This window comes from Actinoplanes sp. NPDC049316, assembly GCF_040677315.1.
In the GTDB taxonomy this organism is placed as follows: Bacteria; Actinomycetota; Actinomycetes; order Mycobacteriales; family Micromonosporaceae; genus Actinoplanes.
In genome coordinates, this window is the sequence record NZ_JBFAQM010000023.1 from 1 (window position 1) to 23949 (window position 23949).

Here is a 23949-nt window from a genome sequence, read left to right on the forward strand (position 1 = left end):
GGTGGGCCTCGACCGGGGTCTCATCACCCACGTGATGCCCGAGTTCGCCGCCGCGCAGGGTGGCGCGACCGCCGCGCAGGCCGGCGCGACCGCCGCCGACGGTGACTTCGAGCTGCCCGTGGGCCGCCCGCCCCGCGCCCTCACCCTGCCCGCGCTCGTCGCGGAGCTGCGTACCGTCGTGGTCGCGCCCGATGCGACGCCCGCCCGGCGCCATGCCGCCGCGGCCGAGCTGGCCCGGCTCGCCCAGGCCGGGGTCCCGGGCGCCCACCCCGACGAGTGGTGGGGTCTGCGGCCGCTCTCCGACGACCGGCCGCTGGCCGACGATGGCGAGCCGGTCAAGGTGACGCCGTCCGCGATGGAGAGCGCGCTGCGCTGCAGCCTGCGCTGGCTGCTGGAACGTCATGGCGGTGCCGCGCCGGCCGGGCCCGCTCAGGGGGTCGGCAACCTGGTGCACGCCGCGGCGATGCTGGCCGAGGATGCGAACGCCGACCGGGAGCGGCTCGTCGAGTACGTGTCGGCGCGGTTCGACGCCATCGAGCTGGCGGCGCGCTGGCTGGCGGGGCCGGAGCAGGAGCGGGCCCAGGGCATGGTCGACAAGCTGTTGCGCTGGCTGGCGCGCAACCCGCGGCGGCTGCTGGCGATCGAGCACGAGTTCACCGTGCGGCTGGACGACCCGAAGCGGCCCATCCAGCTCACCGGGCGGGTCGACCGGCTGGAGGTGGACGAGCAGGGCCGGCTGGTCGTCATCGACCTGAAGACCGGCAAGAGCACCGCGGTCACCGCCAGTGAGGTGGAGGAGCACGCGCAGCTCGCCGGATATCAGGCCGCCGTGGACGCGGGCGCGTTCGACGACCTGGCCGAGGGCGCGGGCAGCGGCGGGGCGGCGCTCGTGCAGCTGGGTCCGGCCAAGGAGGCGCGCGAGCAGATGCAGGTGCCGCTGGCCGAGGCCGACGACCCGCAGTGGGCGTACGCGATGGTCCGCCGCACCGCCGACACCATGGCCGCGGCCACCTTCTCGGCCGTCGCGAACGCCAAGTGCCGGGTCTGTCCGGTCCGGACCAGCTGCCCGGTCAGCGGCCAGGGCCGTCAGGTCGTCGAGCCCGGCCCGCCGGCCGCGGACCAGCGAGGGTAGAAACCGTCCACGATGACCCAACCGAGCCTCTTCGCCGACGCCGAGCCCAGGCCGCGCCGGCGCGCCGACTCCGGTCCGCGCTACACCCCGCTGGAACTCGCCCGGCTCCTGCGTCTGCACGCGCCGACCCCGGAACAGGCCGCGATCATCGCGGCCCCCGTCGAACCCGTCCTGGTCGTCGCGGGGGCGGGGTCCGGCAAGACGGAGACGATGGCCTCGCGGGTGGTCTGGCTGGTCGCCAACGGGTACGCCCACCCGGACGAGATCCTGGGCCTGACGTTCACCCGCAAGGCCGCCGGGGAGCTGGCTCATCGGGTACGGACGCGGCTCGGTCAGCTGGTCCGCCGGCTGGGCCGGGAGGAGGCACTGACCGGGGAGCCGACGGTTGCCACCTACCACTCGTACGCGGCCCGCGTGGTCACCGAGCACGGTCTGCGAGCCGGGTACGAGCCGTCCGCGCGCCTGCTCACGGAGGCGGCCCGGTGGCAGATCGTGGACTCGCTGGTGCGCTCGTACACGGGGGAGATGGCGGGCCTGAACCGCGCGCCCGGCACGGTGACCGACGACGTGCTGGCGCTCTCGGGCGAGCTGGCCGAGCACCTCGTCGGCCCCGACGACCTGGCCGCCTGGACGGGACGGTTCTTCGCCGACGTGCAGTCGCTGCCCGGCCGGGTCTACAAGGACGTCGCCGACATGCTGCAGCGCCAGCGGCACCGGCTCACCCTGTTGCCCCTCGTACGCCTGTATGACCAGCGCAAACTCGACCTGGAGGCGATGGACTTCGGCGACCAGATGGCGCGCGCCGCCCTGGTGGCCCGCAACCATCCCGAGGTCGGCGTCATCGAGCGCGGCCGCTACAAGATCGTGCTGCTGGACGAGTACCAGGACACCAGCCACGCGCAGGTCGTGCTGCTCAACGCGCTGTTCGGCGGCGGCCACCCGGTGACCGCGGTCGGCGACCCGTGCCAGTCGATCTACGGCTGGCGCGGCGCGTCCGCGGGCACGCTGGACCGGTTTCCCGCCGAGTTCACCGGCCCGGGCGGACGCGAGGCGTGGGTGCTGAACCTGACCCGCAGCTGGCGCAACCGTCCGGAGATCCTGCTGGTCGCCAACTCGTTGTCGCGCCCGCTGCGGGCGGCCGGCGCCCGGGTGGCCGAGCTCGTGCCGGCCCAGCGGGTGGCCGATCGCGTCGGTGGCCACACGGTCGCGTGTGCACTGCTTTCCACGTACGCCGGGGAAGCGGAGTGGATCGCCGATTCGATGCTGGCGGCGTGGCGGGCGGCGGCCCGGCTGCCGGAGGCGGCCCCGGCCGACATCCCGTTGGAGAAGCGGCCGACCAGCGCGGTCCTGGTCCGGGTACGCAGCCAGATCCCGGCGATCGAGGAGGCGCTGCGCGCCCGCGGCCTGCCGGTCGAGGTGGTGGGTCTGGGCGGCCTCCTCGACACCCCGGAGGTACGCGACGTCGTCTGCACGCTGCGGGTGCTCGCCGACCCGACGGACGGCGCGGCGCTGCTGCGGCTGCTGACGGGTGCCCGCTGGCGGATCGGTCCCCGTGACCTGGTGGCGTTGCACCGCCGGGCTCGCGCGATCGCCTCCGCCCGCGCGGCGGCGACGACCGGCCCGGCACGCCCCGCGGACTCGCCGGCGGTGGGCGGCCCTCCGGCGGGGACCGGTTCGCCCGCGGCTGATCCCTCGGGGGCGGCCGGTTCCTCCGCCGGCCCTCCGGACGACGCGCAGCTGATCTTCGGGGACCGGCTGGAGGACGCCACCCTGATCGAGGCGATGGCCGACCTCGGTGCGCCCCAGCAGTACTCGCAGGAGGGCTACCTGCGGCTCCGCGCGTACAGCAGGGAGCTGGCGGAGTTGCGCCTGCGCCTCGACCAGCCGCTGCCGGACCTGGTCGCCGACATCGAACGCACCACCGGCCTGGACGTCGAGGTCGCGGTACGCGGCTGGGGCGCGGGCGACGCCGGCCTGGCCCGCGGCCACCTCGACGCCCTCGGCGACGTCGCCGCCCGGTACGCGGGCGAGACCGACGGCGGCACGCTCGCGGGGTTCCTCGCGTTCCTCGCCGCGGCCGAGGAGGAGGAACGCGGCCTCACCCCCGGCCAGGTGGACGTGGTCGAGGGCGCCGTGCAGATCCTGACCGCGCACGCCGCCAAGGGCCTGGAGTGGGACGTCGTCTCCGTGGCGGGTCTCACCAAGAGCGTGTGGCCCGGGCTCACCCGCGGTTCGGACAACTACCTGGGCGGCATCGGCGTCCTGCCGTTCCCGCTGCGCGGCGACTCCGGCGGGCTGCCGGAGCTCGACCTCACCGAGGCGGTCGACCAGAAGGACGTGGCCGCGGCGGTGACGGCGTTCGGACGGGCCTGGCGGGAGCACGACGAGCGGGAGGAGCGGCGGCTCGCGTACGTGGCCGTCACCCGGCCGCGGCGGCTCCTGCTGGCGTCCGGCTACTGGTGGGGCGAGGGTGTGAAGCGGCCCCGCGGCCCGTCGGTGTTCCTGACGGAGATCCGCGACACCTGCCTCGAGGGCGCCGGAGTGGTGGAGCACTGGGCGCCCGAGCCGCCCGGTGACGCCGCCAACCCCAGCGCCGAGGTCGTCGCGTCGGCGGAGTGGCCGTCGGACCCGCTGGGCGCGCGCCGCCCGGCCATGGCGGCCGCCGCCGACCTGATCCGGCGCATGATCGCCGCGCCGACCCCGGAGGCCGCGGTCGCGTTCGCCGAGCTCGCGGAGTCCGACGTCGAGGTGGGGGCGCGCGCGGAGGTGGCCGCCGACCTGGCCGGGCTAGCCCCGGGGCAGGACGATGCCGACATCTCGCGGTGGCGCGAGGAGGCCACTCTCCTGCTGGCCGAGCGGGACGAACGGGTCCGCCGCGACGGTCCGCTGGAGGTCGCCCTGCCGCCGCACCTCTCGGTCTCCCAGCTGGTCGTCCTGCGCCGCGATCCGCAGCTGCTGGCCCGCTCGCTGCGCCGGCCCCTGCCGCAGCGGCCGGCGCCCTACGCGCGGCGCGGCACGGCGTTCCACGCCTGGCTGGAGCAACGGTACGGGTCCGTACGCCTGCTCGACCTCGACGAGCTGCCCGGGGCGGCGGACGACGACGCGGCCGCGGACGAGGAGCTGGCGGCGCTGCAGGAGGCGTTCCTGGCGGGCGAGTGGGCCGACCGTACGCCGATCGAGGTCGAGGTCCCGTTCGCCACCACCGTGGCCGGCGTGGTGATCCGGGGCCGGATGGACGCCGTCTTCGCCGAGCCCGGCAACCGCTTCGACGTCATCGACTGGAAGACCGGCCGGCGCCCCGCCTCGGCCGACGCGGCGGCCGCCACGGTGCAGCTCGCGGCGTACCGGGTCGCGTGGGCGGCGCTGGCGGGTGTGCCGGTGTCACGGGTCCGGGCCGGCTTCCACTACGTCCGCGACGGCGTCACCGTACGCCCGGCCGACCTGCTGGACGCGGACGGCCTGGCGGCGCTCATCGCGGAGATCCCGGAGGCGGACCCGGGCCGGTGAGCCCCGGCCGCGGTCAGAGCCCGGCCGCGGTCAGAGCCCGGCCGCGGCCAGCAGGTGCAGGAGAGCCGACGCGTACGCCTCCTCCGGCGTCGCCGCGGCGAACGTGTGGTCCTCACCCAGCAGGGCGATGTCCACCTCGTAGCCGTCGTCGGTCCGGCGCAGCCTGCGGAAAGTCCCGCCGAGCAGGTCGCGCAGCTGGTCCTCCCGGGGCAGCCAGAGCGCCTCGTCGAGCTCCACGTCGTCGAGCGCCCACTCGGTGGTGCCGTTGAACCCGATGACGCGGCCCTCGGGCACCGAGTACACCTCGATCGTCATGTTGCTGAGCACGAAGACGTCGTCGTCGAGGTCCCGGTCGGGGATGGCGAAGCGGTCGCCCGGCGCCGGCTTCCACTCCAGCCCCGCCTCCCTGAGCTGTTGAGCCAGGTCTACGTCGATCACGAGCGGGCCCCCATCTCCGTGCTAGTCTCGTACGCGTTGTGTCAGTTTGGTTCCCAAGTACTCAGGAGCGCCTGTGGGGAAGTCTGCCCCAGGCGCTCTTTGTCGTAACCCGGGTTTCTCCGGTACGGGCGATCAGTACGGCGACACGAGTCCCGCGAAGTGCGGGACTTATTACCTCGTTCCCGTCCATAATGGTCGGGAGCGATCGACCGTCGAGGAGACGATCATGGTTACCGGCGTAGTGAAGTGGTTCAACGCGGACAAGGGCTTTGGGTTCATCACCCCGGACGACGGCGGCGCCGACGTCTTCGCCCACTTCTCCGCCATTCAGACTTCCGGCTACCGCAGCCTGGACGAGAACCAGCGGGTCGAGTTCGAGGTGACCCAGGGCCAGAAGGGCCCGCAGGCGGCCAACATCCGCCCGCTCTGATTCCAGCCCAGCGCTGACACATCGGCGCCGGTCCTCCGCAGGGAGGCCGGCGCCGACGTGCTTTCCGGGGCGGATCGCGCCCCCGAGTTGAATCCTCAGACACTTCCGCGGGACTCGGCCGAAAGCCCTCAAGCGTCGAGCAGCGCCGGGTGCCCGCGCCCTCAGGCGTCGAGCGGCGCGGGTTTGCCTGCGTTCTCAGGCGTCGAGCGGCGCGGGTTTGCCTGCGTTCTCAGGCGTCGAGCGGCGCGGGGTTGCCCGCGTCCTCGGGCCGGGGCGGATATCCCAGCTCCTCCGGCCGCGGCGCCGTGCCACCCAGGTGCGCCGGCAGCCACCAGCGGTCGTCCGGTCCGGACGGCTGCTCGGGGTAGTCCCGCTGTGCCCGGTCCAGCAGCGCGCTGAGCCGCTGCCGCAGCACGACCGTGGTCTCGTCCGCGGTGGCGCCGGCCGGCACGGCGATCGGCTCACCGATCCGGATGATGACCGGTACGTGACGCTTGGTCAGGTCTTTCTTGCGGCCCTTGGTCCACAGCCGGTGCGGGCCCCACACCGCCATCGGGATCAGCGGCACCTCGGCCACCTCGGCGAGCCGGGCCGCGCCGGACTTCAGGGCCTTCACCGTGAACGACTCGCTGATCGTCGCCTCCGGGAAGACGCCGACCACCTCGCCGTTGCGCAGCGCGGTCTCGGCCTCGTGGAACGCCGCCGTGCCGGCCTTGCGGTCGACGGAGATATGGCGCATGCCGCGCATCAGCGGACCGCTCACCTTGTGGTCGAAAACCGACTTCTTCGCCATGAACCGCACCAGGCGCTTGGCCGGCTGCGCGCCCAGCCCGCAGAAGATGAAATCGAGATAGCTGGCATGGTTGCTCGCCAGCACCGCCCCGCCGGTCGCTGGGATGTGGTGCGCGCCGTCGACCTGAATCCGCAGGTCGAGCACCCGGAACATCGTCTTGGCCAAGGCGATCACGGGGGGATACACGATTTCCATCCGGTTACGGTACCGGGGCTGCATGAACCTTTCCTGGGAGAGATGCAACCGATTTGCCGTCGGCAGCGTCTTACGTATGACTGCGCCGAGCCGCGCCGGGGTCCACGCTGACGGGGATCGTCCGGTCCGGCACTTCCCGGGAGGCCCCGCATGGAGACCGTGTCCGCACGCCGCGAGCTCGCGATCGTGGTGGCGCTGGCGGTCCTGGGCCTGTGCCTGGTGCTGGTGGTGGCCTTCGCCCCCTGGTATGCGTCGTCCGGTTACGACGGAGCAGGCGCCCGAGTCGTCGAGACAGTGCCCCCGAAGGCCGCGGCGGTCGCCGTCCGCTGACCCGGCCCCGTGTCCGCCGGGGCCGAGGCGATGACCCGTGACTCGGCCCTGTGGTGTTCACTGGGATGATGTCCGACGGCACGCCCACCCCCACCGCCTGGTCACGGCCGGGTGGCGCGTGGGCGTCCGGGACGGTCACCGCGTACGGCGTACCCCCGCTTCCGCCGCCGCCACCCGAGACCCCGCCCGAGCCGCCTCCCGGTGACGGGCCACGACGGCGCAGGCGGCAGATGATGATTTTCGGCGGCATCGCCGGCGCGATCCTCGCGATCGGTCTGACCGTCATCCTGATCGTGGCGCTGACCTCGGACGGTGACGCCTTCGGCGGCAAGAAGGCGTCGGGGCCCACCGACGTACGCCCACCGCTCGCGCAGATGTGCCCCGCGCCCACCGTGCGGCCGAGCGAGGGACCGACCGGCAAGCCGCAGCAGGTTCCCCCGCCGACCGGCGAACGCACCGTCGACACTGAAGCGGGCATCTCCTACCGCAAGTACGGCGCGCCGTGGGTGCCGTGGGACACGACCTGGCGGGCCGGCACGCTCGAGGTGCCGTACCGGGTGGGGCAGCATTTCGTCACGGAGACGTACAGCGGCGGCTCGTATCACGCGTCGATCCTGTCCGCGGCGGTGCCGGCGGCCGACAACGACGCCGTGACGCTCAACCTGGAGTGCGTGGGGCGGCAGGTGGCTGCGGACGTACGCGCCGAGTATTACCCGCAGCCGAACACGCTCGAGCCGTTGCGCGACGAGATGACCACGCTGGGCGGGCGGCCGGCGTACCTGAGCGAGTTCCGGTTGCACTTCAAGGCGGAGGGGTTGTCGGCGACCGACGAGCTGTCCGCGGTCGCGGTGATCGACGTCGGCAAGACCACCGCGGCGGTCCTGTACGTGTCCATCCCCGGAACCCACAAGCAGTTCGACTACGTGGTCGCCGACGTCCTCAAGTCCGTACGGCCCCTCTGAGCCGCCTCAGGAGCCGGTGAGGCCCCAGCGCTTGCGCAGCGCGTTGTCCGCGGCGTTGAAGAGCAGGTCGATCAGGATGCCGATCACCAGCACCACGGTGATGAAGCTGATGACCAGGCTCGACTCGTTGAGGTCGCGGGCCTGCTGCATCCGTACGCCGATCGACAGCGCACCCGGCACGATGACCAGCAGCTCGCCGGCCATCAGGCTGCGCCAGGAGAACGCCCAGCCCTGCTTGAGCCCGGAGATGAACGACGGCAGCGAGGCCGGCAGGATCAGGTGGCGGTACTTGGCGAAGCCGGTCATGCCCAGCACCTGCCCGACCCGCAGCCACGTCCGCGGCACGTAGTCGATGCCGCTGATCAGGCCGTTCGCCACCGACGGGGCGGCGCCGATGACGACGACGAACATGATGGCGCTCTCGCTGATCTGGAAGAGCAGGATCGCCAGCGGGAACCACATGATCGACGGCATGGTCTGCAGGCCGGTGATGAGCGAGCCGATGGCCGCCCGCAGCGGGGCGAACCGGGAGACCGCGGCGCCGACGATCGTGCCGATCAGCACGGCGAGCGCGAAGCCGGTGACGGCGCGGGTCATCGTCAGCCGTACGCCGTCCCAGAAGTCCCCTGTGGTGATCAGGGAGCCCAGGTCCTCGAAGACCGTCGCCGGCCCGGGCAGCACGTACGCCGGCTTCCACTCCGCCCAGACGACGGCCTGCCACGCGACCACCACGATGGCGACCGCGAGGAGCTTGGGCCAGGCGCTGCGCCAGACGCGCTTGCCCGGCGAATCCTTTTCACCCCGGCCGGCGAGCTCGAGCGCGTCGAGCCCGGTGACCCGGTCGGCGGCGCGGTCGGCTTCGGTGCGCTGGTCGGACACCTGGGTGGGGATCTCAGCCTGCATGACGGGCGACCTCCGCGCGGAGCCGGTCGGTGATCTCGGCGGCCTGCCCGGCCACCTCGGGGGAGTCGATGCGCCGCGGCCGCTGGTGGGTGACCGGGAAGTCCTCGATGACCCGGCCCGGGCGGCTGCTCAGCAGGATCACCCGGTCGCCCAGGCGGACCGCCTCGCGGACGTTGTGGGTGACGAACAGGACGGTGAGCTCCTGCTCGCGCCAGATGCGTTCGAGCTCGTCGTGCAGGATGTCGCGGGTCATCGCGTCCAGGGCGCCGAACGGCTCGTCCATCAGCAGGATGTCGGCGTCCTGGGCGAGGGCGCGGGCCAGCGCGACCCGCTGGCGCATGCCGCCGGAGAGCTCGTGCGGCCGCTTGTGGCCGAAGCCCTTGAGCCGCACGATCTCCAGCAGTTGCTCGGCGCGCTCCCTGCGGGTCGCGCGGGGGATGCCGCGCAGCCGCAGCGGAAGCTCGACGTTGCCGGCAACCGAGAGCCACGGGAAGAGCGCCGCCTCCTGGAACATCAGCGAGACGGCCCGGCCGCCGGTGTCCAGCGTGCCGCCACTGATCCGGTCGAGCCCGGCGACGAGCGAGAGCAGCGTGCTCTTGCCGCAGCCGGAGGCGCCCAGCAGGCAGACGAACTCGCCCTTGCCGACGCTCAGCGAGACCTTGTCCAGGGCGAGCAGGGCGTCGGCCCCGCTGCCGTACCGCTTCGAGACGCCGTCGAGGCTGACGACCGCCTGCTGGGTGCGCTGGTGGGTGGCTTCGAGAATGCTCATGTCGTGACTCCCGGTTGTCCGGCGGCGATCAGGCGGCGGGGGCGTCGCTGACCTCGGGCTCGCCGTCGGCCTTGAGCAGCTCGTTGAGCGGCCCGAGGTCGTAGATGCCCTTGAGGTCCACCGGCTTGAGCAGGCCGACGTCCTCGGCGTGCTTGGCGCTGGTGTAGAGCGAGGAGGCGATCGGGTCGTTCGTGAACGTCAGGTTCTTGAACGCGGCGGCGAGGATGTCGTCCTTGAGCGGCTTGCCGGACAGGGCGGCGAGCTGCTCGTTCGCGGCCTTCTGCGCGCCGGCGCCGCCGGAGGCGATGTACCTCTCCGCGGCGATGTGGCCCTGCAGGAGCTTCTTGACCGTGTCCGGGTGCTCCTTGAGGAACTCCTGCTTCACGATCAGGTGGGTGGTGACGAACTGCCCGTTCGGCCACAGGTCCTTCTCGTTGACGAGGATCTTGCCCTTGGACTCGAGCACCATCTTGCTGAGGTTGGGCTCGGGCACCCAGGCGCCGTCGATCGCGCCCTGGGCGAACGCCTGCACCGCGGTCGCGTTGTCCTGCGGCAGCACGGAGACGTCTCCGCCGCCCTGCTGGTCGGCGTTGAGACCGTTCTCCTTGAGCCACGCGCGCAGCGCGACGTCCTGGGTGTTGCCCAGCTGCGGCGTGGCGATCTTCTTGCCCTTGAGGTCGGCCGGGGCGTTGATGCCCTGCTTGACGACCAGGCCCGCGCCGCCCGACGTGCTGCCCGCGATGATCTTCAGCGCGGTGCCCTTGGAGGTCGCCCAGCCGTTGATGGCCGGGTTCGGCCCGATGTACGTCGCGTCGATCGCCCCGGAGAACAGCGCCTCGATGGCGGCCGGGCCGGCGTTGAAGGTCTTCGGCTCCAGCTTGGTGTCGCCCAGCGCCTGCTGGAACAGGCCGTTCTTGACGCCGACGAGTGCGGGCGCGTGGGTGATGTTCGGGAAGTATCCGAGCCGCAGGGTGTTCGCCTCGCCACCGGCGGCGTCGTCCCCGCCGCAGGCGGTCAGCGCGGAGGCGGACAGGAGGGCGGCGGCAACGGCGAGCGCACGAAGAGCGCGGGATTTCATTGTCACTCCTAAGCGGAGACGGTGAGTTGGGCGAGGGTGCGGTGGTTCACGACCCCCTCGATGGCCTCCTCCACCGCGAGCCAGACGTCCTTGAGGCCGGTCGCGACCCCGTGGTACGTCGTGGTCGTGGTGGGCAGGCCACGAACGGTGGTCAGCGCCCCGCCGACAGCCCGGACCACGTCGCCGACGGTGATGTCGCCGGCCGGCCGGGCCAGGGCGTACCCGCCGTCGACGCCGCGGTGGCTGTGCAGCAGCCCGGCGCGGCGCAGGTCGAGCAGGATGCCCTGCAGAAAGCTGAGCGGGATGTCCTGGTCGGCCGCGAGCGACGCTGCTTTGACCAGGTGGGGGTGGTCGGCGGCGATCGCGAGCATGGCCCGGACGGCGTAGTCGGTGCGTGCCGAGACGTACACGGGGGAATGTCCTCTCGGTCCGGCGGAGCAAACTCTGCTTTCTCTATCTGATGGATGGGAATAGTGGACGGGGTGCGGTATGGCCGTCAACCCCGAACCGCATCCTGGGATGTTTCTCTGCCGGTTTTGTAGGAAAAGCGCCCGTCCGGGTGACGCCGCGAGCGTCCGGAGCGCGGAAACGGGCACGGGCTGTGGGAGTATCTGCGCGTGTTCGCCGTGTCCGAGCGCCGTCGGACGTCACAGATGGTTCGCCTGGCGCCCGGGGTACGGGTCCGCGGGTCGATCGCGTACGTCCCGCGGAGAGATCACTTCTTCGCCCTCGACGCCCGCCACATGGCCGCCCTCCAGGGCCGTGCGGACGACGAGGACGCCATCCGCACGCTGGCCGAACTGGGCATCTGCGAGACCGAGCCGGCCACCGCGCGCCGCGCCTTCTTCGGCCGTTCCGTGGTCGGTCAGCTCGCCAAGCTGCCCGAGGTCACCGAGCCGCTGGTGATCAACTGCTTCTCGACCGCCTTCTGCCCGCTGCGCTGCCGGTACTGCCACGCCGACGACCTCATGACCCCCGGCTATCGGGAGCGGGAGGACGGCCGGGGCCTCGAGCAGGTGCTGCGGGTCGCCGGGGCCGTCCCCGCGATGGTCGGCGTGGTCACCGGCGGGGAGCCGCTGGCCCGGGCGGAGCGCACCGAACGGCTCGTGGAGCGGCTCGCGGCCACCGGCAAGGCGGTCGTGCTGGACACCTCGGGCGTCGGCGACTTCAGCCGCATCGTGCCCCTGCTGCAACGCCACCATGTGCACGTACGCGTCTCGCTCGACAGCGCCGACCCGGCCGTCAACGACGCGCTGCGCCCCGCCAACCGGCAGTTCGTGCCGCCGGGAACCAGCTCGGCGGTGTACGCCCGCGACGCGATCCGGCGGGCCGTACGCGCGGACGTGCCGTGCAGCGTGCAGACCGTGGTGACCCGGCGCAACGGGGATCTCCCCGGCCTGCTCGCCCTGCGGGACCACGTGGCGGCGCTGGGCGTGACCACCTGGGTGCTGCACGTCGTCGTACCGGTCGGCAAGGCCGCCGATCCCCGCCGGGCGGACCTGCTCGCACCCGACGGCGTGCAGGGCGTCGTGGAGGAGCTGGTCCGGCGCAGCGCCGCGGACGGCGTGGCCATGGACATCCGGCTCACCAGCACCCACCGGGCGCCGAACTCGACGCTGCTGATCAGCGCCGACGGCGAGCTCGCGGTGGAGGACGTGGTCAACGGCGGCAAGAAGACGTTCCGCCTGCCGAGGGTCGGGGTGCGTGCGGCGGTGCTGCGGCACTTCCGCGAGCAGGTCGACCTGGCGGGCCACGCCAGCCGCTACCTGAACGGCTCGCTGGCACCCTTCGAGAACGCGACGGGCGCTACCCTGCCGCGGGGCTGAGCGACCCGGCGGCGGCGGTCTCCAGCAGCGCCTTCACGCTGGTCTCGTCGCCCTCGGAGAGGCGCAGCACCCGGGCCGGCACGTAACCCTGCGGATCCATCTCGCGCAGCCACGCCGCGGCGAGCGCCGTCCGGTTGGCGGTCTCGAAGACGCTGACGATCTCGGCGGCCGCGGCGAGCCGCCGGCGCACCAGATAGCCGGGGCGGGTCGGCGCATCGAACCAGGACTCGAACTCAGCCACGCTCGCGGCCCCGGCGACGTACGCGGTGAGCTCCCGGCCGAGCACGGTGACGCACAGCTCCGCGTGGTCGTCGACGGTCGCGATGCGGTGCCCGACGCGTTCCACAACGGTGGCAGTCATGACTCGACGCTATCTCCGTACCGCCAAGACCGCGACCGCCGAACGGCCCGTCATCGCAGAAAGACATTTGTGACTCGCGCGGCGAGGTCGTCGAGGACCGGCTTGCCGTCCTCGATCGCGGCGACGAAGGCGGCCCACGAGTCCAGCGGGAAGTCGTCGGTCTCCGGCACCGGCTCGTGGTTGAGGTAGCCGGGCAGCAGCAGCGCGTTCTGGAACAGCCAGGGGATGTAGCTGCCCTCCGCGTCCCAGCCGGGCAGCTCCCGGGTCCGGTGCAGATGCCGGGTCAGCTCCTCCTGCGACGACCAGCGCAGCATGTGGGCGTCGTGTTTCAGGTTCCTGATGTACGGGTTGTAGAGGTGCCCCGGCCCGAACCCGAACGTCTGCCGCCACTGCGCCCACAGGATCGCCTCGTCGCGCCCGCCCAGCGTCATGACGTCGTTGGTCGTGCTCTCCAGAAGCATGCTGTTCAGGTACGGCCACAGCGTGAGCGGCGTCAGCAGGTTGCGCGCGTCCGTACGCAGCACGCCCTGCACGATGGGCCACGCGTTCTTCTCGAGCTCGTCCCACGACGTCAGGTTGGGCACGGCCTTCACCGCGGCCAGCAGGCTGTAGAGCGACGGGTTGTGCTCGCCGTAGAACATCCGCGCCACCGACCAGGGGTCCGTGGGACGCAGCAGCGACTCGGGGTTGCCGGCGGCTGGATACCGGGCGCCCCGGTCGAGGAACTCGGCGAGGCTGACGAACTCACGGACCGCGCCGTGGCCCGTGTGGTCGATCCAGCGGTCGAGGTCGTCGCGGAAGCCCGTCTGCGCCTCGCGGTCGCGCAACCCGACGTCGTCGATGCAGACCCGGACCTCCACGCCGAGGCGGGCGAGGGCGCCGGCCACGAACGCCTGCACCATGTGGATCACGGAGGCGCGGGGGCGCAGGCGTACGGGCCACAGCAGCCGGATCGGCTGGACTGTGCCGCGCTGCTGCGTCACCCAGCCGAAGCGGCGCTCGAGCTGGAGCAGCAGCCCCGGCACGTCCCGCGGCGGGCTGCTGTCCGGCTGGGAGACCAGCTGCCGCTCCCAGCTGTGGTGCCGGACCCGGTTCTTCAGCCCGGTGGCGCGTGGCGGCACGGCGACGCCGGCGCGTTCCGCGAGGGCCGGGAAGAGCCGTTCGGAGTCCACGCCGGGGAAGCACTCGACGGCCACCCCCGTGTTCTCACGCAGCCGCTCGGCCGCGCTCAGGGCGGTCGCCGCGTCCGGGTCGTTCAGCGCCCACAGCACCCGCATGGGACGGGTACGGGCCACCGCAGCGGTGATCGTCCCCGCCCAGTCGCTGCTGCCGATCACGCACACCGTGTCGCCGCGGATGAGGTCGGCGGTGGTGGCGACCAGGGGCGCGTTCTCCGCGATGTGCGCGGGGTCGTGCAGCAGCTGGGGTCCGCGTACGTGCAGCGTGGGCCGCCAGAAGCCGTGCAGGTGGAAGACGCGTACGGCGCCGTCCGAGCCGCCGGTGTGCCCGAAGGCGCCCGCCGAGTCCAGCGGCAGGCTGACCGCCCGGCCGCCCGCGTCGCGCATCGCGATCTCCAGCAGCGGGTCGAAGTTCGTGGTGAGCACCCGGTGGTCGAACGCCTCCGGGATGCGGGCCAGCAGGTGTCCGAGCGCCTGCACGCCGCGGGGAAGCTGCCAGGAGAAGCGGTCGTTCTCCACGCCCTCGCCGACCCCGCGCTCGAGGCGCTGCCCGAGCCCGTGCGTGGCCAGCGGGGACTCCATCGGGTCCGGGGCCGCGTACGCCTTCAGCACGGCCTGCTGCGCGATCACGTCGAACGCCCCGCCCGACACCCAGTCGGTGAAGACCCGCCGGTACGCCCGGTACACGTCGATCGGCCGCGCGCCGACGAGCTCCGCGCGGGCCTGGGCCAGCGCCCGCTCGAGCGCGCCGTCGTCGTTGCGTCCCGCGGCGTAGCTGTCGGCGATCTCCAGCACGCCCTGCACGCGGGGGATGGCGGTGGCCGTGACGCCCGAGCCGATCACCAGCGTGATCTGGTCGGCGTCCTGCAGGGCCGTCGCCAGCCGGTCGATGAGCAGCCGCTCACCCGGGCTGAGGCCGTCTCCGGCCGTCTCCGGCTCGGGCGTCGTCATCGGCCCGCCTGCAGGGACTGCCACAGCTCCCCGGGACGTTCGGTGAACACCTGGCGGGCGGTGTGCCGGCTCGCGACCAGCGCGCCGCGGTCGAGGTATTCCTCGAGCTCACCGGAGCGCCAGCCCAGGTAGCCGACGAACACCCGCATGGCGTCCACGCTGGCGGTCACGTCCTCCGGATTGCCCGAGAGGTGCAAGGTGCCGAGCCGGTCGCGTACGGGGGTGAACCGCAGCGGCTTCGGTGCGCCGGCCCGCAGCAGCGTCACGACGATGTAGCCGTCCTGGGCGACCGGGCCACCGTGGAACAGCATCACGGGATTGCGCAGCAGCCGCCGCCACGAGCCGGGGAAGTCGGCCGGCAGCTCGCCTTCCGGCTGGGTGATGCAGACGCCGAGCGCGCCCGTCTGGTTGTGCCGCAGCACCAGCATCGCCCGGCGTCCAAGGTCCTCGTCGACGAACCAGGGCGCCGCGTACAGCACCGTGCCGGCGAGGTTGTGCCGGGGCGCGGCCGGGTTGTGCACCAGCGCGATCTCGCCGCCGGCGTCGCGGGCGCGCAGTTCCGGACGCTCGAAGCCGCGGCGCAGCATCGCGCGGCGTACCGTGCGCCAGACGGTGTGGACGGTCAGAGCCGGCGGCGTCGGATCCGGCGGGGGAGGCCGCAGGCCGTCGCGCAGCAGCCGGATCAGCTCTCCGGTGAAGGCGGTGTGGACCTCGCCGCGCGGCGCCATCGCGGGCCGGTTGGCCGGCGCGGAGACCAGCAGGCAGGTCCCCTCGGTCTCGGCCTTGTCCGCGACCGCGTCGGTGCCGGTGCTGTCACCGCCGATCTCGGCGCCCGCGCGCCCGGAGTAGCAGCAGTCGAGGACGACGACGCGGCGGCGGGCGCGGGAGTCGGCCACCGCGCGGCGGACCCACTCGTACGGCACCCCGCGCTCGTAGGGCACCTCCGGGTCGCAGCCGGGCAGGCCGAGGATCAGCCGGTCGTCGTCCGGGTCGACGAGCCCGTGCCCGGCGAAGTACACCAGCAGCAGCCCGTCGCGCTCGGTCGCGGCCGCGGCCCGGCGGACCGCGCGGCTCACCTCGGCCGGATCCTCCGGATCCACCAGCACCTGGCAGTTGTCCGGCGGCACACCCCAGAGATCCTCGTGGGCCAGCAGGTCGCGCAGGTCGGTCACGTTGCGCCCGGCGGCGGGCAGGCCCGGGAGCCTCCGGTACGCCGCGACGCCGATCAGCACGACCTGCGAGGCGGCCGGGTCCGCGACGTCACTCATCGGTCCCTGCCGTCCGACCTCCGCTCGTCTCTTCCGGCTCCGCGCTCGCCTCTTCAACCTCCGCGCTCGTCTCTTCTTGCTCCGCGCTCGTCTTCTCCAGCTCAGCCAGGGCGGCGGTCAGCGTCCGGTGGTCCTCGGCCTCGATCCGGGTCGTCGAGCCGTCCGCCGCGGTGTGCACGATCGTCACCCGTGGCGCCGGCCTGCGCGAGTCCCGCCAGGACGCCACCGCGAGGGCGAGCTGGCCGGCGGACAACCCGCTGCCGATGACCAGCGTCAGCACGTCCAGCAGGGTGCCCATGGTCTGCGGGTCGTCGCTGCGGGCCCGGGCCAGCCGGCCGTCGACGCGTACGGCGTCCTCCCGGCGCAGCCACCGGTGCAGCGACTCGGCTTCCTCCGGCGACGGGCACTCCAGTCGGAGCTGAACCGGCATGAAAATCTCCCCGCGTGATATCGATGCACGTTTCTGGCGTCGCGGACACTGCTAGGCGAAGCTAGCATCGAGCGTCGACGTGGTGACCGGGCGTACCCGTCGGATGCCGCAGCGGCGGGATAGATTCTGGGAGTGGCCCGCACAGTGAAGATCCCCGCGACGAAATATCCGGTCGAACGATTCACCCTCGACAACGGCCTGCGGGTGGTCCTCACGCCCGACCGCAGCGCTCCCGTCGTCGGCGTGGCCGTCGTCTACGACGTCGGCATCCGGTCCGAACCGGAGGGTCGCACCGGCTTCGCCCACCTCTTCGAGCACCTGATGTTCCAAGGCTCGGAAAACCTCGAGAAGCTCGCCCACTTCCGGCATGTGCAGGGCGCCGGCGGCAGCTTCAACGGCTCCACCCACCTGGACTACACCGACTACTTCGAGGTGCTCCCGGCCGGCGCCCTGGAACGGGCGCTGTTCCTCGAGGCCGACCGGATGCGCGGCCCCCGGCTCACCGAGGAGAACCTGCGCAACCAGGTGGACGTGGTCAAGGAGGAGATCCGGGTCAACGTCCTCAACCGCCCGTACGGTGGCTTCCCCTGGTTGAAGCTGCCCCCGGTGATGTTCGAGACGTTCCCGAACGCCCACGACGGCTACGGCTCCTTCACCGACCTGGAGAGCGCCACCGTCGAGGACGCGCAGGAGTTCTTCGCCAAGTACTACGCCTCGGGCAACGCGACGCTCGCGGTCGCCGGTGACTTCGACGTGGCGGCCACCACCAAGCTCATCGAGGCGCACTTCGGCGACGTTCCGGCCCGGCCCCGGCCGCAGCTGCCGGACTTCGCCGAGGCCGGCCTGACCGCCGAGCGCCGGGAGAGCTACGTCGACCGGCTCGCGCCGCTGCCCGCGGTCGCGGCGGGCTACCGGGTGCCCGACCCCATCGCCGACTTCACCGGCTACCTGCCGTACGTCGTGCTCGCGGAGGTCCTCACCGACGGCGACGCGTCCCGTCTGGTCGAGCGGCTCGTGCAGCGCGACCGCATCGTCACCAGCATCGGTGGCTACATCGGCTTCATGGGCGACGAATACCAGGTGCGCAACCCGACCGCGCTGCTGCTGCAGGCGCACATGCCGCCCGGCGGCGACACCGGCAAGGTGCTGCGCGTGGTCGACGAGGAGCTCGACCGGCTGGCCACCGGCGGCCTTGCGCCCGGCGAGCTGGCCCGCACCCAGGCCCGGATGGCGACGCACCTGCTGCGCGACACCGACGCGGTGCTCGGCCGGGCCCTGCCGATGGCCGTGCTCGAACTGCAGCGCGGCAGGCCGGAGCTGCTCAACGAGCTGCCACGGCTCGTCGGCGAGGTCACCGAGGCGCAGGTCGTCGCGGCCGCCGCCACCCTGCGGCCCGAGGGCCGCGCCACCGTCGAGGTCGTCCCGGGAGCACACCAGTGAGCGTCAAGACCCTGCCGGACCTCGTGCCGGACTCGAAGATCAAGCTGCCCAAGCAGGCGGAGCGCACGCTCAGCAGCGGCCTGACCGTCATCGCGATCCGGCGCCCGGCGGTGCCCCTGGTCGAGCTGCGGCTGCGGGTGCCGTTCGGGCGTGCCCCGCTGGCCCGGGCCACCCTGCTGTCCCAGGCGCTGTTCACCGGAACGGCCACGATGTCCAGTATCGACATCGCCGCCGAGCTGCAGGCGGTCGGCGGCGGCCTCTCCGCGGGCCTCGACCCCGACCGGCTGCTCATCACCGGCAACTCGCTCGCCGCCGGGCTGGACCGGATGCTGGAGATCCTCGCCGCGGTGCTGACCGACCCGGCGTACCCGGCCGAGGAGGTGGGCACCGAGCGCGACCGGCTCGTCGACCACATCCAGGTGGCGCAGAGCCAGCCGGCGCACCTGGCCCGTACGGCGCTGCTCAAGCGGATGTACGGCAAGCACCCGTACGCGGTCCAGACCCCCGAGCCCGAGCAGGTCAAGGGCGTACGCCCGGGGCAGCTGCGCACCCTGCACGCCGACCGGGTCCGCCCGGAGGGTGCGGTGCTCGTGCTCGTCGGTGACATCAACGTCGAGAAGGCGATCGACGCGGCGGAGAAGGCGCTCGGCGGCTGGATCGGCTCGGGCCGCGACGGCACCGTGCCGCCGACGCCCGCGCTCGAGCCCGGCCCGCTGCTGCTGGTCGACCGGCCGGCATCGGTCCAGTCGTCGCTGCGGATGGCGTTGCCGGCCGTGCCGCGCACCGATCCCGACTACGCGGCGCTGCAGCTCGCGAACATGGTCTTCGGCGGCTACTTCTCCTCGCGGTGGGTGGAGAACATCCGGGAGGACAAGGGCTACACGTACGGCCCGCACACCGCCATCGAGCACTTCGTCGCCGGCTCCTCGCTGATCGTTGCGGCGGAGGTCGCCACCGAGGTGACCGGCCCGGCGCTGCTCGAGACGCTGTACGAGCTCGGCCGCATCGCCAGCCTGCCGCCGGGTGAGGAGGAGCTCGAGCAGGCCCGCCGGTACGCCCTCGGCACCCTGCGCCTCGGCATGTCCACGCAGGCCGGGCTCGCCGGGCTGGCCAGCATCTACGCCAGCTTCGGGCTGCGGCTGAACTACCTCACCGAGCACTCGGCGGCGCTGGCGGCGGCGACCCGCGAGCAGGTGGCCGAGGCGGCGGCCCGCTACCTCGCGCCGGCGCGGGCGGTGTCGGTCGTGCTCGGCGACGCGGAGAAGGTGGAGGGGCAGCTGTCCGCCCTGACGAGCGTGGAGCGCGGCGTCGCGTGACCGGCCCGGCGCACGAGGAACAGCCGGACGTCGGCGAGCAGCCCGGCCTCGACGGCCCGCCGCTGGCGCGGACCAGCCTGGACCGGGCCGCGCACCGCCGCAAGGACGAGGCCTGGCTCGCCGAGGCGTGGAAGAGCGGCCTCGTCCTGGTGATCGACATCGCCAAGGGCGGCCGGGCGCTGATCGCCGGCGCCGACGGGGAGAAGCCGTCGCTCGTGCTCGTCGGCGGTTCGGAGGCACCCGAGGGCGAGCGCCTCTTCCTCGGCGTCGACCCGGCCGGAGCGCCGATCTTCGCCGTCGATGCGCCGCTGCCCGAGACGGCCGGCGCCGAGGCCCGCAACCTGCGCGACATCGGGGACCGGCTCGACCCACGCGACGCCGGCATCTTCACCACGGCTGCGGCGCTGGGCAACTGGCACGCCACACACCGGTTCTCGCCCCGCTCCGGGCAGCCCACCCGGGTGGTGGAGGCCGGCTGGTCGCGCGTCGACGAGGACGGACGGCAGATGTGGCCGCGTACCGACCCCGCGATGATCGTGCTGGTGCACGACGGCGTCGCCGGGCCGGGCGGCCGCTGCCTGCTCGGCCACAACGCCGCCTGGCCGGCCGTCGACGGCGTCCGGCGGTTCTCCTGCCTGGCCGGCTACGTCGAGCCCGGCGAGTCGGCCGAGGCCGCCGTCGTCCGCGAGGTTCGGGAGGAGGTCGGCGTCCGGCTCCGCTCCGTGGTGTACGAGGGCAGCCAGGCGTGGCCCTTCCCGGGATCGCTGATGCTCGGGTACACCGCCGAGGCCGACCGGGAGCAGGCGCTCGCGCTCGACCCCGAGGAGATCGACGAGGCGCGGTGGTTCACCCGCACCGACATCGCCCGGATGATCGCCGGAGACTTCGCAGACGAGGCGAGCGGCGTACGGATGAATCTGCCCATGCGCGCCTCCATCGCTTTTTATCTGATTGAGCGATGGTTGGGGGATTCGGCCCGATAAGGGATTCACATTTCTCTAATCAGAAGGTTCTTCACACGGAATTAGCAACCATCGGGGCAGGCTCTCGCGTCTGGGAAGTCAGAAACGAGAGGTGGTAGTGGCATGTCGCTGCTTGCGGAGCAGACCTGGGCCCCGATGACCGCTGACGAGCGCGCGCAGTTCCAGCGCGACGGTTTCCTCGTCATTCCCGGTGTTCTCAACGAGGACGAGGTCGCGGTCGCGCGTACCGCGATTCTGCGTTCCAAGGAGAAAGCGGCGCGGGAAGGAGGTCTCGGGCCCACCGGCGCGCTGCACCAGCTGTCCGCGGTGACGAACAACCCCGAGCTGGCCTTCCTGCTCGACCACCCCAAGGCCTTCAAATACATCTGGTCGCTGCTCGGCTGGAACGTGCACGTGTACCACTCGCACGTCGACGTGCACCCGCAGATCCACGAGCGGCAGAAGGACTGGTGGCACTGGCACCAGGACGGTGGCCGGCAGAACCGCGAGCTCGAGACCGACCCGCGGCCGATGATGTCGGTGAAGCTCGCGTACTGGCTCTCGGACGTCTCGGAGACCGGCCGTGGCAACTTCACCGTGCTGCCGGGCAGCCACCTCACCAACTGGCTGCCGGGCCCGCCGTCGCGCGGCGTGCCGTGGCCGCAGCCCGAGGGCGCCCTGCAGATCACCGCCAACCCCGGCGACCTCGTCGTCTTCGACCGCCGGCTGTGGCACGCGCGCTCGGACAACTACTCGCCGATCACCCGGATGGGCGCCTTCTTCGGGTACACGTACCGCTGGGTCGCCGGCCGCGACGAGGTCGCCGACCTGCCGAACACGCCGGAGTGGGAGACGTTCAACCCGGTGCAGCGGCAGCTGCTCGGCGGCGCGGGTGACGGCAGCGGCGACCACGCCTGGGGGCACTACCCGGAGACCACCCCGCTGTACGTGGAGCTGAAGCGGCAGGGCCTGCTCGACTCGAGCATCCCCGCGCTCATCCCCTGACCCGGGGCGGGCCGGCCGGCTCTCTCCCCGCCGAGCCCGCTCCGCCATGTGTCCCCGCACCTCGCCCGCCGCCCCGGACGGGGTGCGGGGCGCCGAACCACAGACCACCGGCCCTCGCCCGCCGCCACGGGCGGGGCGCCGGTACGGACAGAAGCGGGCCGCCCTCGGGTTCCGGGAGCGGCCCGCTTCGTCGCCGTCAGGCGGACAGGCTCGCCAGGTGCTGCTTGACCTGGACGATCGACGGGTTGGTCATCGCGGTGCCGTCGACGAATCGCATCGTCGGGACCGTCTGGTTGCCGCCGTTCACGCTCATCACGTAGTCGGCCGCCTCCGGATCCTGTTCGATGTCGATCACCTCGTACGCGATGCCCTCTCGGTCGAGCTGCGACTTGAGCCGGTGGCAGTAGCCGCACCAGGGCGTCGAGTACATGGTCAGCATCGGTATGGTCCCTTCGCAGAGGTCACATGGCACTACGCCATCCGACGAAACGTCGGACCCGGGTGCCATGATTCCCGGTTGTGACAGCGGAACGCGTTCTTGCCGGGCTCGACCCCGATCAGCGCCGGGCGGTCACCGCTCCCGCGGGACCGGTGTGCATCCTGGCCGGGGCCGGCACCGGTAAGACCAGAGCGATTACCCACCGCATCGCATATCGAACGCTTTCCGGCGAAATCGACCCCCGGCACGTCCTCGCCGTCACTTTCACCGCCCGGGCCGCCGCCGAGATGCGCGCGCGCCTCACCGGGCTCGGCGCCGGCCGGGTGCAGGCCCGCACCTTCCACGCCGCCGCGCTGCGGCAGGTGCGCTACTTCGCCCCGCGGCTGCTCGAGGGCCGGGCGATGCCCGAGCTCGTGGAGAGCAAAGCCCGGTTGGTCGCCCTCGCGGCCGCCAGGGCCGGCGTGCGGGCCGACCGCACCGCCGCGCGCGACCTGGCGAGCGAGATCGAATGGGCCAAGTCGTCCCTCGTCGAGCCGGGTGAGTACGTCGTCGCCGCCACCAAGGCGCTGCGCGAGCCGCCGTACGAGGCCGCCAAGGTGGCCGAGGTGTTCGCCGCGTACGAGTCGCTCAAGCGGCGGCAGGGCGTCATCGACTTCGAGGACATGCTGCGCGCCGCGGTCTGGGGCATCGAGGAGCACCCGGACGTCGCCGACCAGGTCCGCTCGCAGTACAGGCACTTCGTCGTCGACGAGTACCAGGACGTCAACCCGCTGCAGCAGCGGTTGCTGGAGGCCTGGCTCGGCGGCCGCGACGACCTGACCGTGGTGGGCGACGCCAGCCAGACCATCTACTCGTTCACCGGGGCCACCTCGTCGTACCTGGTCGACTTCCCCCGTCAGCGCCGCGAGGCCGTCGTGGTGCGCCTGGTCCGCGACTACCGCTCCACCCCGCAGGTGGTCGGCCTCGCCAACGCGGTGATCCGGCAGGCCCGCGGCACCGAGGCCAAGCTGCGGCTCGAGCTGATCGGGCAGCGGCCGCCCGGCGCCGAGCCCGACCTCAAGATCTTCCCGGACGAGTCGGCCGAGGCGGTCGCCGTCGCCAAGCGCTGCCGGGAGCTCATCGCCGCCGGCACCCCGCCGCGGGAGATCGCGGTGCTGTTCCGCACCAACGCGCAGTCCGAGACCTACGAGAAGGCGCTGGCCGAGGCCGAGGTGCCGTACGTGGTCCGCGGCGCCGAACGCTTCTTCGAGCGCGCCGAGGTGCGCCAGGCCATGATCGCCCTGCGCGCGGCCGTGCGCTCCACGCCGGGCGAGACCCCGCTGGTCCAGGCCGTCGTCGACGCGCTCTCCGCCACCGGCTGGGCCCGCGACCGGCCCCCGCCGGGCGGCGCGCAACGCGAGCAGTGGGAGGCGCTCGCCGCGATCGTCACCCTCGCCGAGGAGTACGAGCGCAGCCCCGACGTGCTGCCGATCGGCCAGGCCGGGGCGGTGCAACGCGACGTGTCGCTGTCCGCGTTCAACGACGAGCTGGCCCGGCGCGCCGAGCAGCAGCACGCCCCGGCCGTGGAGGGCGTCACCCTGGCGTCTCTGCATTCCGCGAAGGGCCTCGAATGGGACGCGGTGTTCCTCGTGGGGCTCGCCGACGGCACGCTGCCCACCACGTACGCGAAAACCCCCGAGCAGTTGGAGGAAGAGCGGCGCCTGCTCTACGTCGGCGTCACCCGGGCACGGCAGTGGCTCTGGCTCTCGTACGGTCAATCCCGCTCGTCGGGCGGCCGCAGCCGGCGCCCCTGTCGTTTCCTGCCGCAGCTAACCGACACGCGGCACCGCACGTTCGAGAAGGCCGGAGGGGGCAGTCGGAAACCCGTCACCCGGCGCGCGCAGGTGGTTTCCTGTCGCATCTGCGGGGCCACCCTCCTCGCCGGCGCCGACCGCAAACTGGGCCGCTGCCCGACGTGCCCGTCCGACATCGACGAGGAGCTGTTCGAGCGGCTCCAGGCCTGGCGCGCGCAGACCGCCGCCGAGCAGAAAGTCCCTGCGTACGTGGTGTTCACCGACGCCACGATCGTCGCCATCGCGGAACGCCGGCCCAGCACCCCGCCCGAGCTCCTCGCCATCGCCGGCATCGGCCCCCGCAAGCTCGGCCAGTACGGCGCCGCCGTGTTCGCTCTGGTCGCCGGCGCGGACCCCGCCGAGGTGTCTCCGGAGGGGTCCTCAGAAAACTTTGAAAACTAGTG

The 23949-nt window shown here is 72.6% G+C and carries 22 protein-coding genes; 11 read left to right on the plus strand and 11 right to left on the minus strand.

Annotated elements, in window-relative coordinates; all coding sequences use genetic code 11:
- Positions 1–1132, plus strand: a 1132-nt coding sequence (locus AB0K03_RS28495; protein WP_364690729.1) for a PD-(D/E)XK nuclease family protein, incomplete at its 5' end; no start/stop codon positions are given.
- A 12-nt stretch (positions 1133–1144) separates the two neighbouring features.
- Positions 1145–4639 carry an ATP-dependent DNA helicase gene (locus AB0K03_RS28500; RefSeq protein ID WP_364690732.1) on the plus strand — a complete coding sequence of 1165 codons (3495 nt, stop codon included), beginning with the start codon at positions 1145–1147 and terminating at the stop codon, positions 4637–4639.
- 30 nt (positions 4640–4669) lie between these two features.
- Here AB0K03_RS28500 and AB0K03_RS28505 read toward each other — a convergent pair whose 3' ends face one another.
- The gene (locus AB0K03_RS28505) at positions 4670–5077 is read right to left on the minus strand and encodes a pilus assembly protein CpaE (protein ID WP_364690735.1); all 408 of its coding nucleotides are present in this window, start codon (positions 5075–5077) and stop codon (positions 4670–4672) included.
- 226 nt (positions 5078–5303) lie between these two features.
- Here AB0K03_RS28505 and AB0K03_RS28510 point away from each other — a divergent pair, with 226 nt between their 5' ends.
- Positions 5304–5507: a cold-shock protein gene (locus tag AB0K03_RS28510; protein WP_015625344.1), complete on the plus strand. Its 204-nt coding sequence runs from the start codon at positions 5304–5306 to the stop codon at positions 5505–5507.
- 229 nt (positions 5508–5736) lie between these two features.
- On the opposite strand, the gene AB0K03_RS28515 is transcribed toward AB0K03_RS28510, so the two are convergent.
- The gene (locus tag AB0K03_RS28515; RefSeq protein WP_364690737.1) at positions 5737–6495 is read right to left on the minus strand and encodes a lysophospholipid acyltransferase family protein; all 759 of its coding nucleotides are present in this window, start codon (positions 6493–6495) and stop codon (positions 5737–5739) included.
- Between the two features lie 150 nt (positions 6496–6645).
- On the opposite strand from AB0K03_RS28515, the gene AB0K03_RS28520 reads away from it, so the two are divergent.
- Entirely contained in the window at positions 6646–6825 is a 180-nt protein-coding gene (locus AB0K03_RS28520) for a hypothetical protein (RefSeq protein WP_364690740.1), read from the plus strand.
- 68 nt (positions 6826–6893) lie between these two features.
- Positions 6894–7787, plus strand: coding sequence for a hypothetical protein (locus AB0K03_RS28525; protein WP_364690743.1), 894 nt, complete (start codon positions 6894–6896; stop codon positions 7785–7787).
- 6 nt (positions 7788–7793) lie between these two features.
- On the opposite strand, the gene AB0K03_RS28530 is transcribed toward AB0K03_RS28525, so the two are convergent.
- From AB0K03_RS28530 to AB0K03_RS28545, 4 genes are read right to left on the minus strand one after another with little or no spacing between them, the layout of a single operon-like run.
- Positions 7794–8690: an ABC transporter permease gene (locus AB0K03_RS28530; protein WP_364690746.1), complete on the minus strand. Its 897-nt coding sequence runs from the start codon at positions 8688–8690 to the stop codon at positions 7794–7796.
- A complete protein-coding gene (locus tag AB0K03_RS28535) occupies positions 8680–9459 on the minus strand; it encodes an ABC transporter ATP-binding protein (RefSeq protein ID WP_364690749.1) in 780 nt (259 codons plus the stop codon). The genes AB0K03_RS28530 and AB0K03_RS28535 overlap by 11 nt, the downstream gene beginning before the upstream one ends.
- Positions 9460–9487: 28 nt before the next feature.
- Positions 9488–10537 carry an ABC transporter substrate-binding protein gene (locus tag AB0K03_RS28540; protein ID WP_364690752.1) on the minus strand — a complete coding sequence of 350 codons (1050 nt, stop codon included), beginning with the start codon at positions 10535–10537 and terminating at the stop codon, positions 9488–9490.
- An 8-nt stretch (positions 10538–10545) separates the two neighbouring features.
- Positions 10546–10947, minus strand: coding sequence for an Rrf2 family transcriptional regulator (locus AB0K03_RS28545; protein WP_364690755.1), 402 nt, complete (start codon positions 10945–10947; stop codon positions 10546–10548).
- Between the two features lie 243 nt (positions 10948–11190).
- Between AB0K03_RS28545 and AB0K03_RS28550 the strand changes: the two genes are divergently transcribed.
- A complete protein-coding gene (locus tag AB0K03_RS28550; protein WP_364690758.1) occupies positions 11191–12363 on the plus strand; it encodes a radical SAM protein in 1173 nt (390 codons plus the stop codon).
- On the opposite strand, the gene AB0K03_RS28555 is transcribed toward AB0K03_RS28550, so the two are convergent.
- Genes AB0K03_RS28555 through AB0K03_RS28570 form a run of 4 tightly spaced genes read right to left on the minus strand, consistent with a single transcriptional unit; the run spans position 12344 to position 16551 of the window.
- Positions 12344–12724: a hypothetical protein gene (locus tag AB0K03_RS28555; RefSeq protein WP_364690761.1), complete on the minus strand. Its 381-nt coding sequence runs from the start codon at positions 12722–12724 to the stop codon at positions 12344–12346. The two genes, AB0K03_RS28550 and AB0K03_RS28555, sit on opposite strands and share 20 nt — an antisense overlap.
- Positions 12725–12774: 50 nt before the next feature.
- Positions 12775–14853: an SIR2 family protein gene (locus AB0K03_RS28560; RefSeq protein WP_364690764.1), complete on the minus strand. Its 2079-nt coding sequence runs from the start codon at positions 14851–14853 to the stop codon at positions 12775–12777.
- Positions 14850–16121, minus strand: coding sequence for a YqgE/AlgH family protein (locus AB0K03_RS28565; protein ID WP_364690767.1), 1272 nt, complete (start codon positions 16119–16121; stop codon positions 14850–14852). Before AB0K03_RS28565 ends, AB0K03_RS28560 begins: the two co-directional genes overlap by 4 nt.
- Positions 16114–16551, minus strand: a complete 438-nt coding sequence (locus AB0K03_RS28570) for an effector-associated constant component EACC1 (protein WP_364690769.1) — start codon at positions 16549–16551, stop codon at positions 16114–16116. The genes AB0K03_RS28565 and AB0K03_RS28570 overlap by 8 nt, the downstream gene beginning before the upstream one ends.
- A gap of 132 nt (positions 16552–16683) precedes the next feature.
- Here AB0K03_RS28570 and AB0K03_RS28575 point away from each other — a divergent pair, with 132 nt between their 5' ends.
- The 4 genes from AB0K03_RS28575 to AB0K03_RS28590 all read left to right on the plus strand — a co-directional run bounded on the left by AB0K03_RS28575 (position 16684) and on the right by AB0K03_RS28590 (position 21274).
- Complete coding sequence (locus tag AB0K03_RS28575; protein WP_364690772.1) at positions 16684–17991, plus strand: pitrilysin family protein; 1308 nt, start codon at positions 16684–16686, stop codon at positions 17989–17991.
- Entirely contained in the window at positions 17988–19307 is a 1320-nt protein-coding gene (locus AB0K03_RS28580) for a pitrilysin family protein (RefSeq protein WP_364690775.1), read from the plus strand. Before AB0K03_RS28575 ends, AB0K03_RS28580 begins: the two co-directional genes overlap by 4 nt.
- Positions 19304–20290 (plus strand): NAD(+) diphosphatase, encoded by a 987-nt coding sequence (gene nudC / locus AB0K03_RS28585; RefSeq protein WP_364690778.1) that lies wholly within the window; start codon positions 19304–19306, stop codon positions 20288–20290. The genes AB0K03_RS28580 and nudC overlap by 4 nt, the downstream gene beginning before the upstream one ends.
- Positions 20291–20392: 102 nt before the next feature.
- Positions 20393–21274, plus strand: a complete 882-nt coding sequence (locus AB0K03_RS28590) for a phytanoyl-CoA dioxygenase family protein (protein WP_364690780.1) — start codon at positions 20393–20395, stop codon at positions 21272–21274.
- Positions 21275–21470: 196 nt separating this feature from the next.
- Here the strand turns inward: AB0K03_RS28590 and AB0K03_RS28595 are convergent, their stop codons facing one another.
- Complete coding sequence (locus AB0K03_RS28595; RefSeq protein WP_364690782.1) at positions 21471–21713, minus strand: mycoredoxin; 243 nt, start codon at positions 21711–21713, stop codon at positions 21471–21473.
- A gap of 80 nt (positions 21714–21793) precedes the next feature.
- On the opposite strand from AB0K03_RS28595, the gene AB0K03_RS28600 reads away from it, so the two are divergent.
- Positions 21794–23947 (plus strand): ATP-dependent DNA helicase UvrD2, encoded by a 2154-nt coding sequence (locus tag AB0K03_RS28600; RefSeq protein WP_364690785.1) that lies wholly within the window; start codon positions 21794–21796, stop codon positions 23945–23947.
- The last annotated feature ends 2 nt before the right edge of the window (positions 23948–23949 follow it).

Excerpts from the sequence above, each read along its gene's own strand:
- AB0K03_RS28550 (WP_364690758.1), top strand. The coding sequence starts at position 11,191 with ATGGTTCGCCTGGCGCCCGGGGTACGGGTCCGCGGGTCGATCGCGTAC.
- AB0K03_RS28535 (WP_364690749.1), bottom strand. The coding sequence starts at position 9,459 with ATGAGCATTCTCGAAGCCACCCACCAGCGCACCCAGCAGGCGGTCGTC.
- AB0K03_RS28530 (WP_364690746.1), bottom strand. The coding sequence starts at position 8,690 with ATGCAGGCTGAGATCCCCACCCAGGTGTCCGACCAGCGCACCGAAGCC.
- AB0K03_RS28570 (WP_364690769.1), bottom strand. The coding sequence starts at position 16,551 with ATGCCGGTTCAGCTCCGACTGGAGTGCCCGTCGCCGGAGGAAGCCGAG.
- AB0K03_RS28565 (WP_364690767.1), bottom strand. The coding sequence starts at position 16,121 with ATGAGTGACGTCGCGGACCCGGCCGCCTCGCAGGTCGTGCTGATCGGC.
- AB0K03_RS28590 (WP_364690780.1), top strand. The coding sequence starts at position 20,393 with ATGTCGCTGCTTGCGGAGCAGACCTGGGCCCCGATGACCGCTGACGAG.
- AB0K03_RS28560 (WP_364690764.1), bottom strand. The coding sequence starts at position 14,853 with ATGACGACGCCCGAGCCGGAGACGGCCGGAGACGGCCTCAGCCCGGGT.
- AB0K03_RS28595 (WP_364690782.1), bottom strand. The coding sequence starts at position 21,713 with ATGCTGACCATGTACTCGACGCCCTGGTGCGGCTACTGCCACCGGCTC.
- AB0K03_RS28500 (WP_364690732.1), top strand. The coding sequence starts at position 1,145 with ATGACCCAACCGAGCCTCTTCGCCGACGCCGAGCCCAGGCCGCGCCGG.
- AB0K03_RS28515 (WP_364690737.1), bottom strand. The coding sequence starts at position 6,495 with ATGGAAATCGTGTATCCCCCCGTGATCGCCTTGGCCAAGACGATGTTC.
- AB0K03_RS28510 (WP_015625344.1), top strand. The coding sequence starts at position 5,304 with ATGGTTACCGGCGTAGTGAAGTGGTTCAACGCGGACAAGGGCTTTGGG.
- AB0K03_RS28555 (WP_364690761.1), bottom strand. The coding sequence starts at position 12,724 with ATGACTGCCACCGTTGTGGAACGCGTCGGGCACCGCATCGCGACCGTC.
- AB0K03_RS28520 (WP_364690740.1), top strand. The coding sequence starts at position 6,646 with ATGGAGACCGTGTCCGCACGCCGCGAGCTCGCGATCGTGGTGGCGCTG.
- AB0K03_RS28525 (WP_364690743.1), top strand. The coding sequence starts at position 6,894 with ATGTCCGACGGCACGCCCACCCCCACCGCCTGGTCACGGCCGGGTGGC.
- AB0K03_RS28540 (WP_364690752.1), bottom strand. The coding sequence starts at position 10,537 with ATGAAATCCCGCGCTCTTCGTGCGCTCGCCGTTGCCGCCGCCCTCCTG.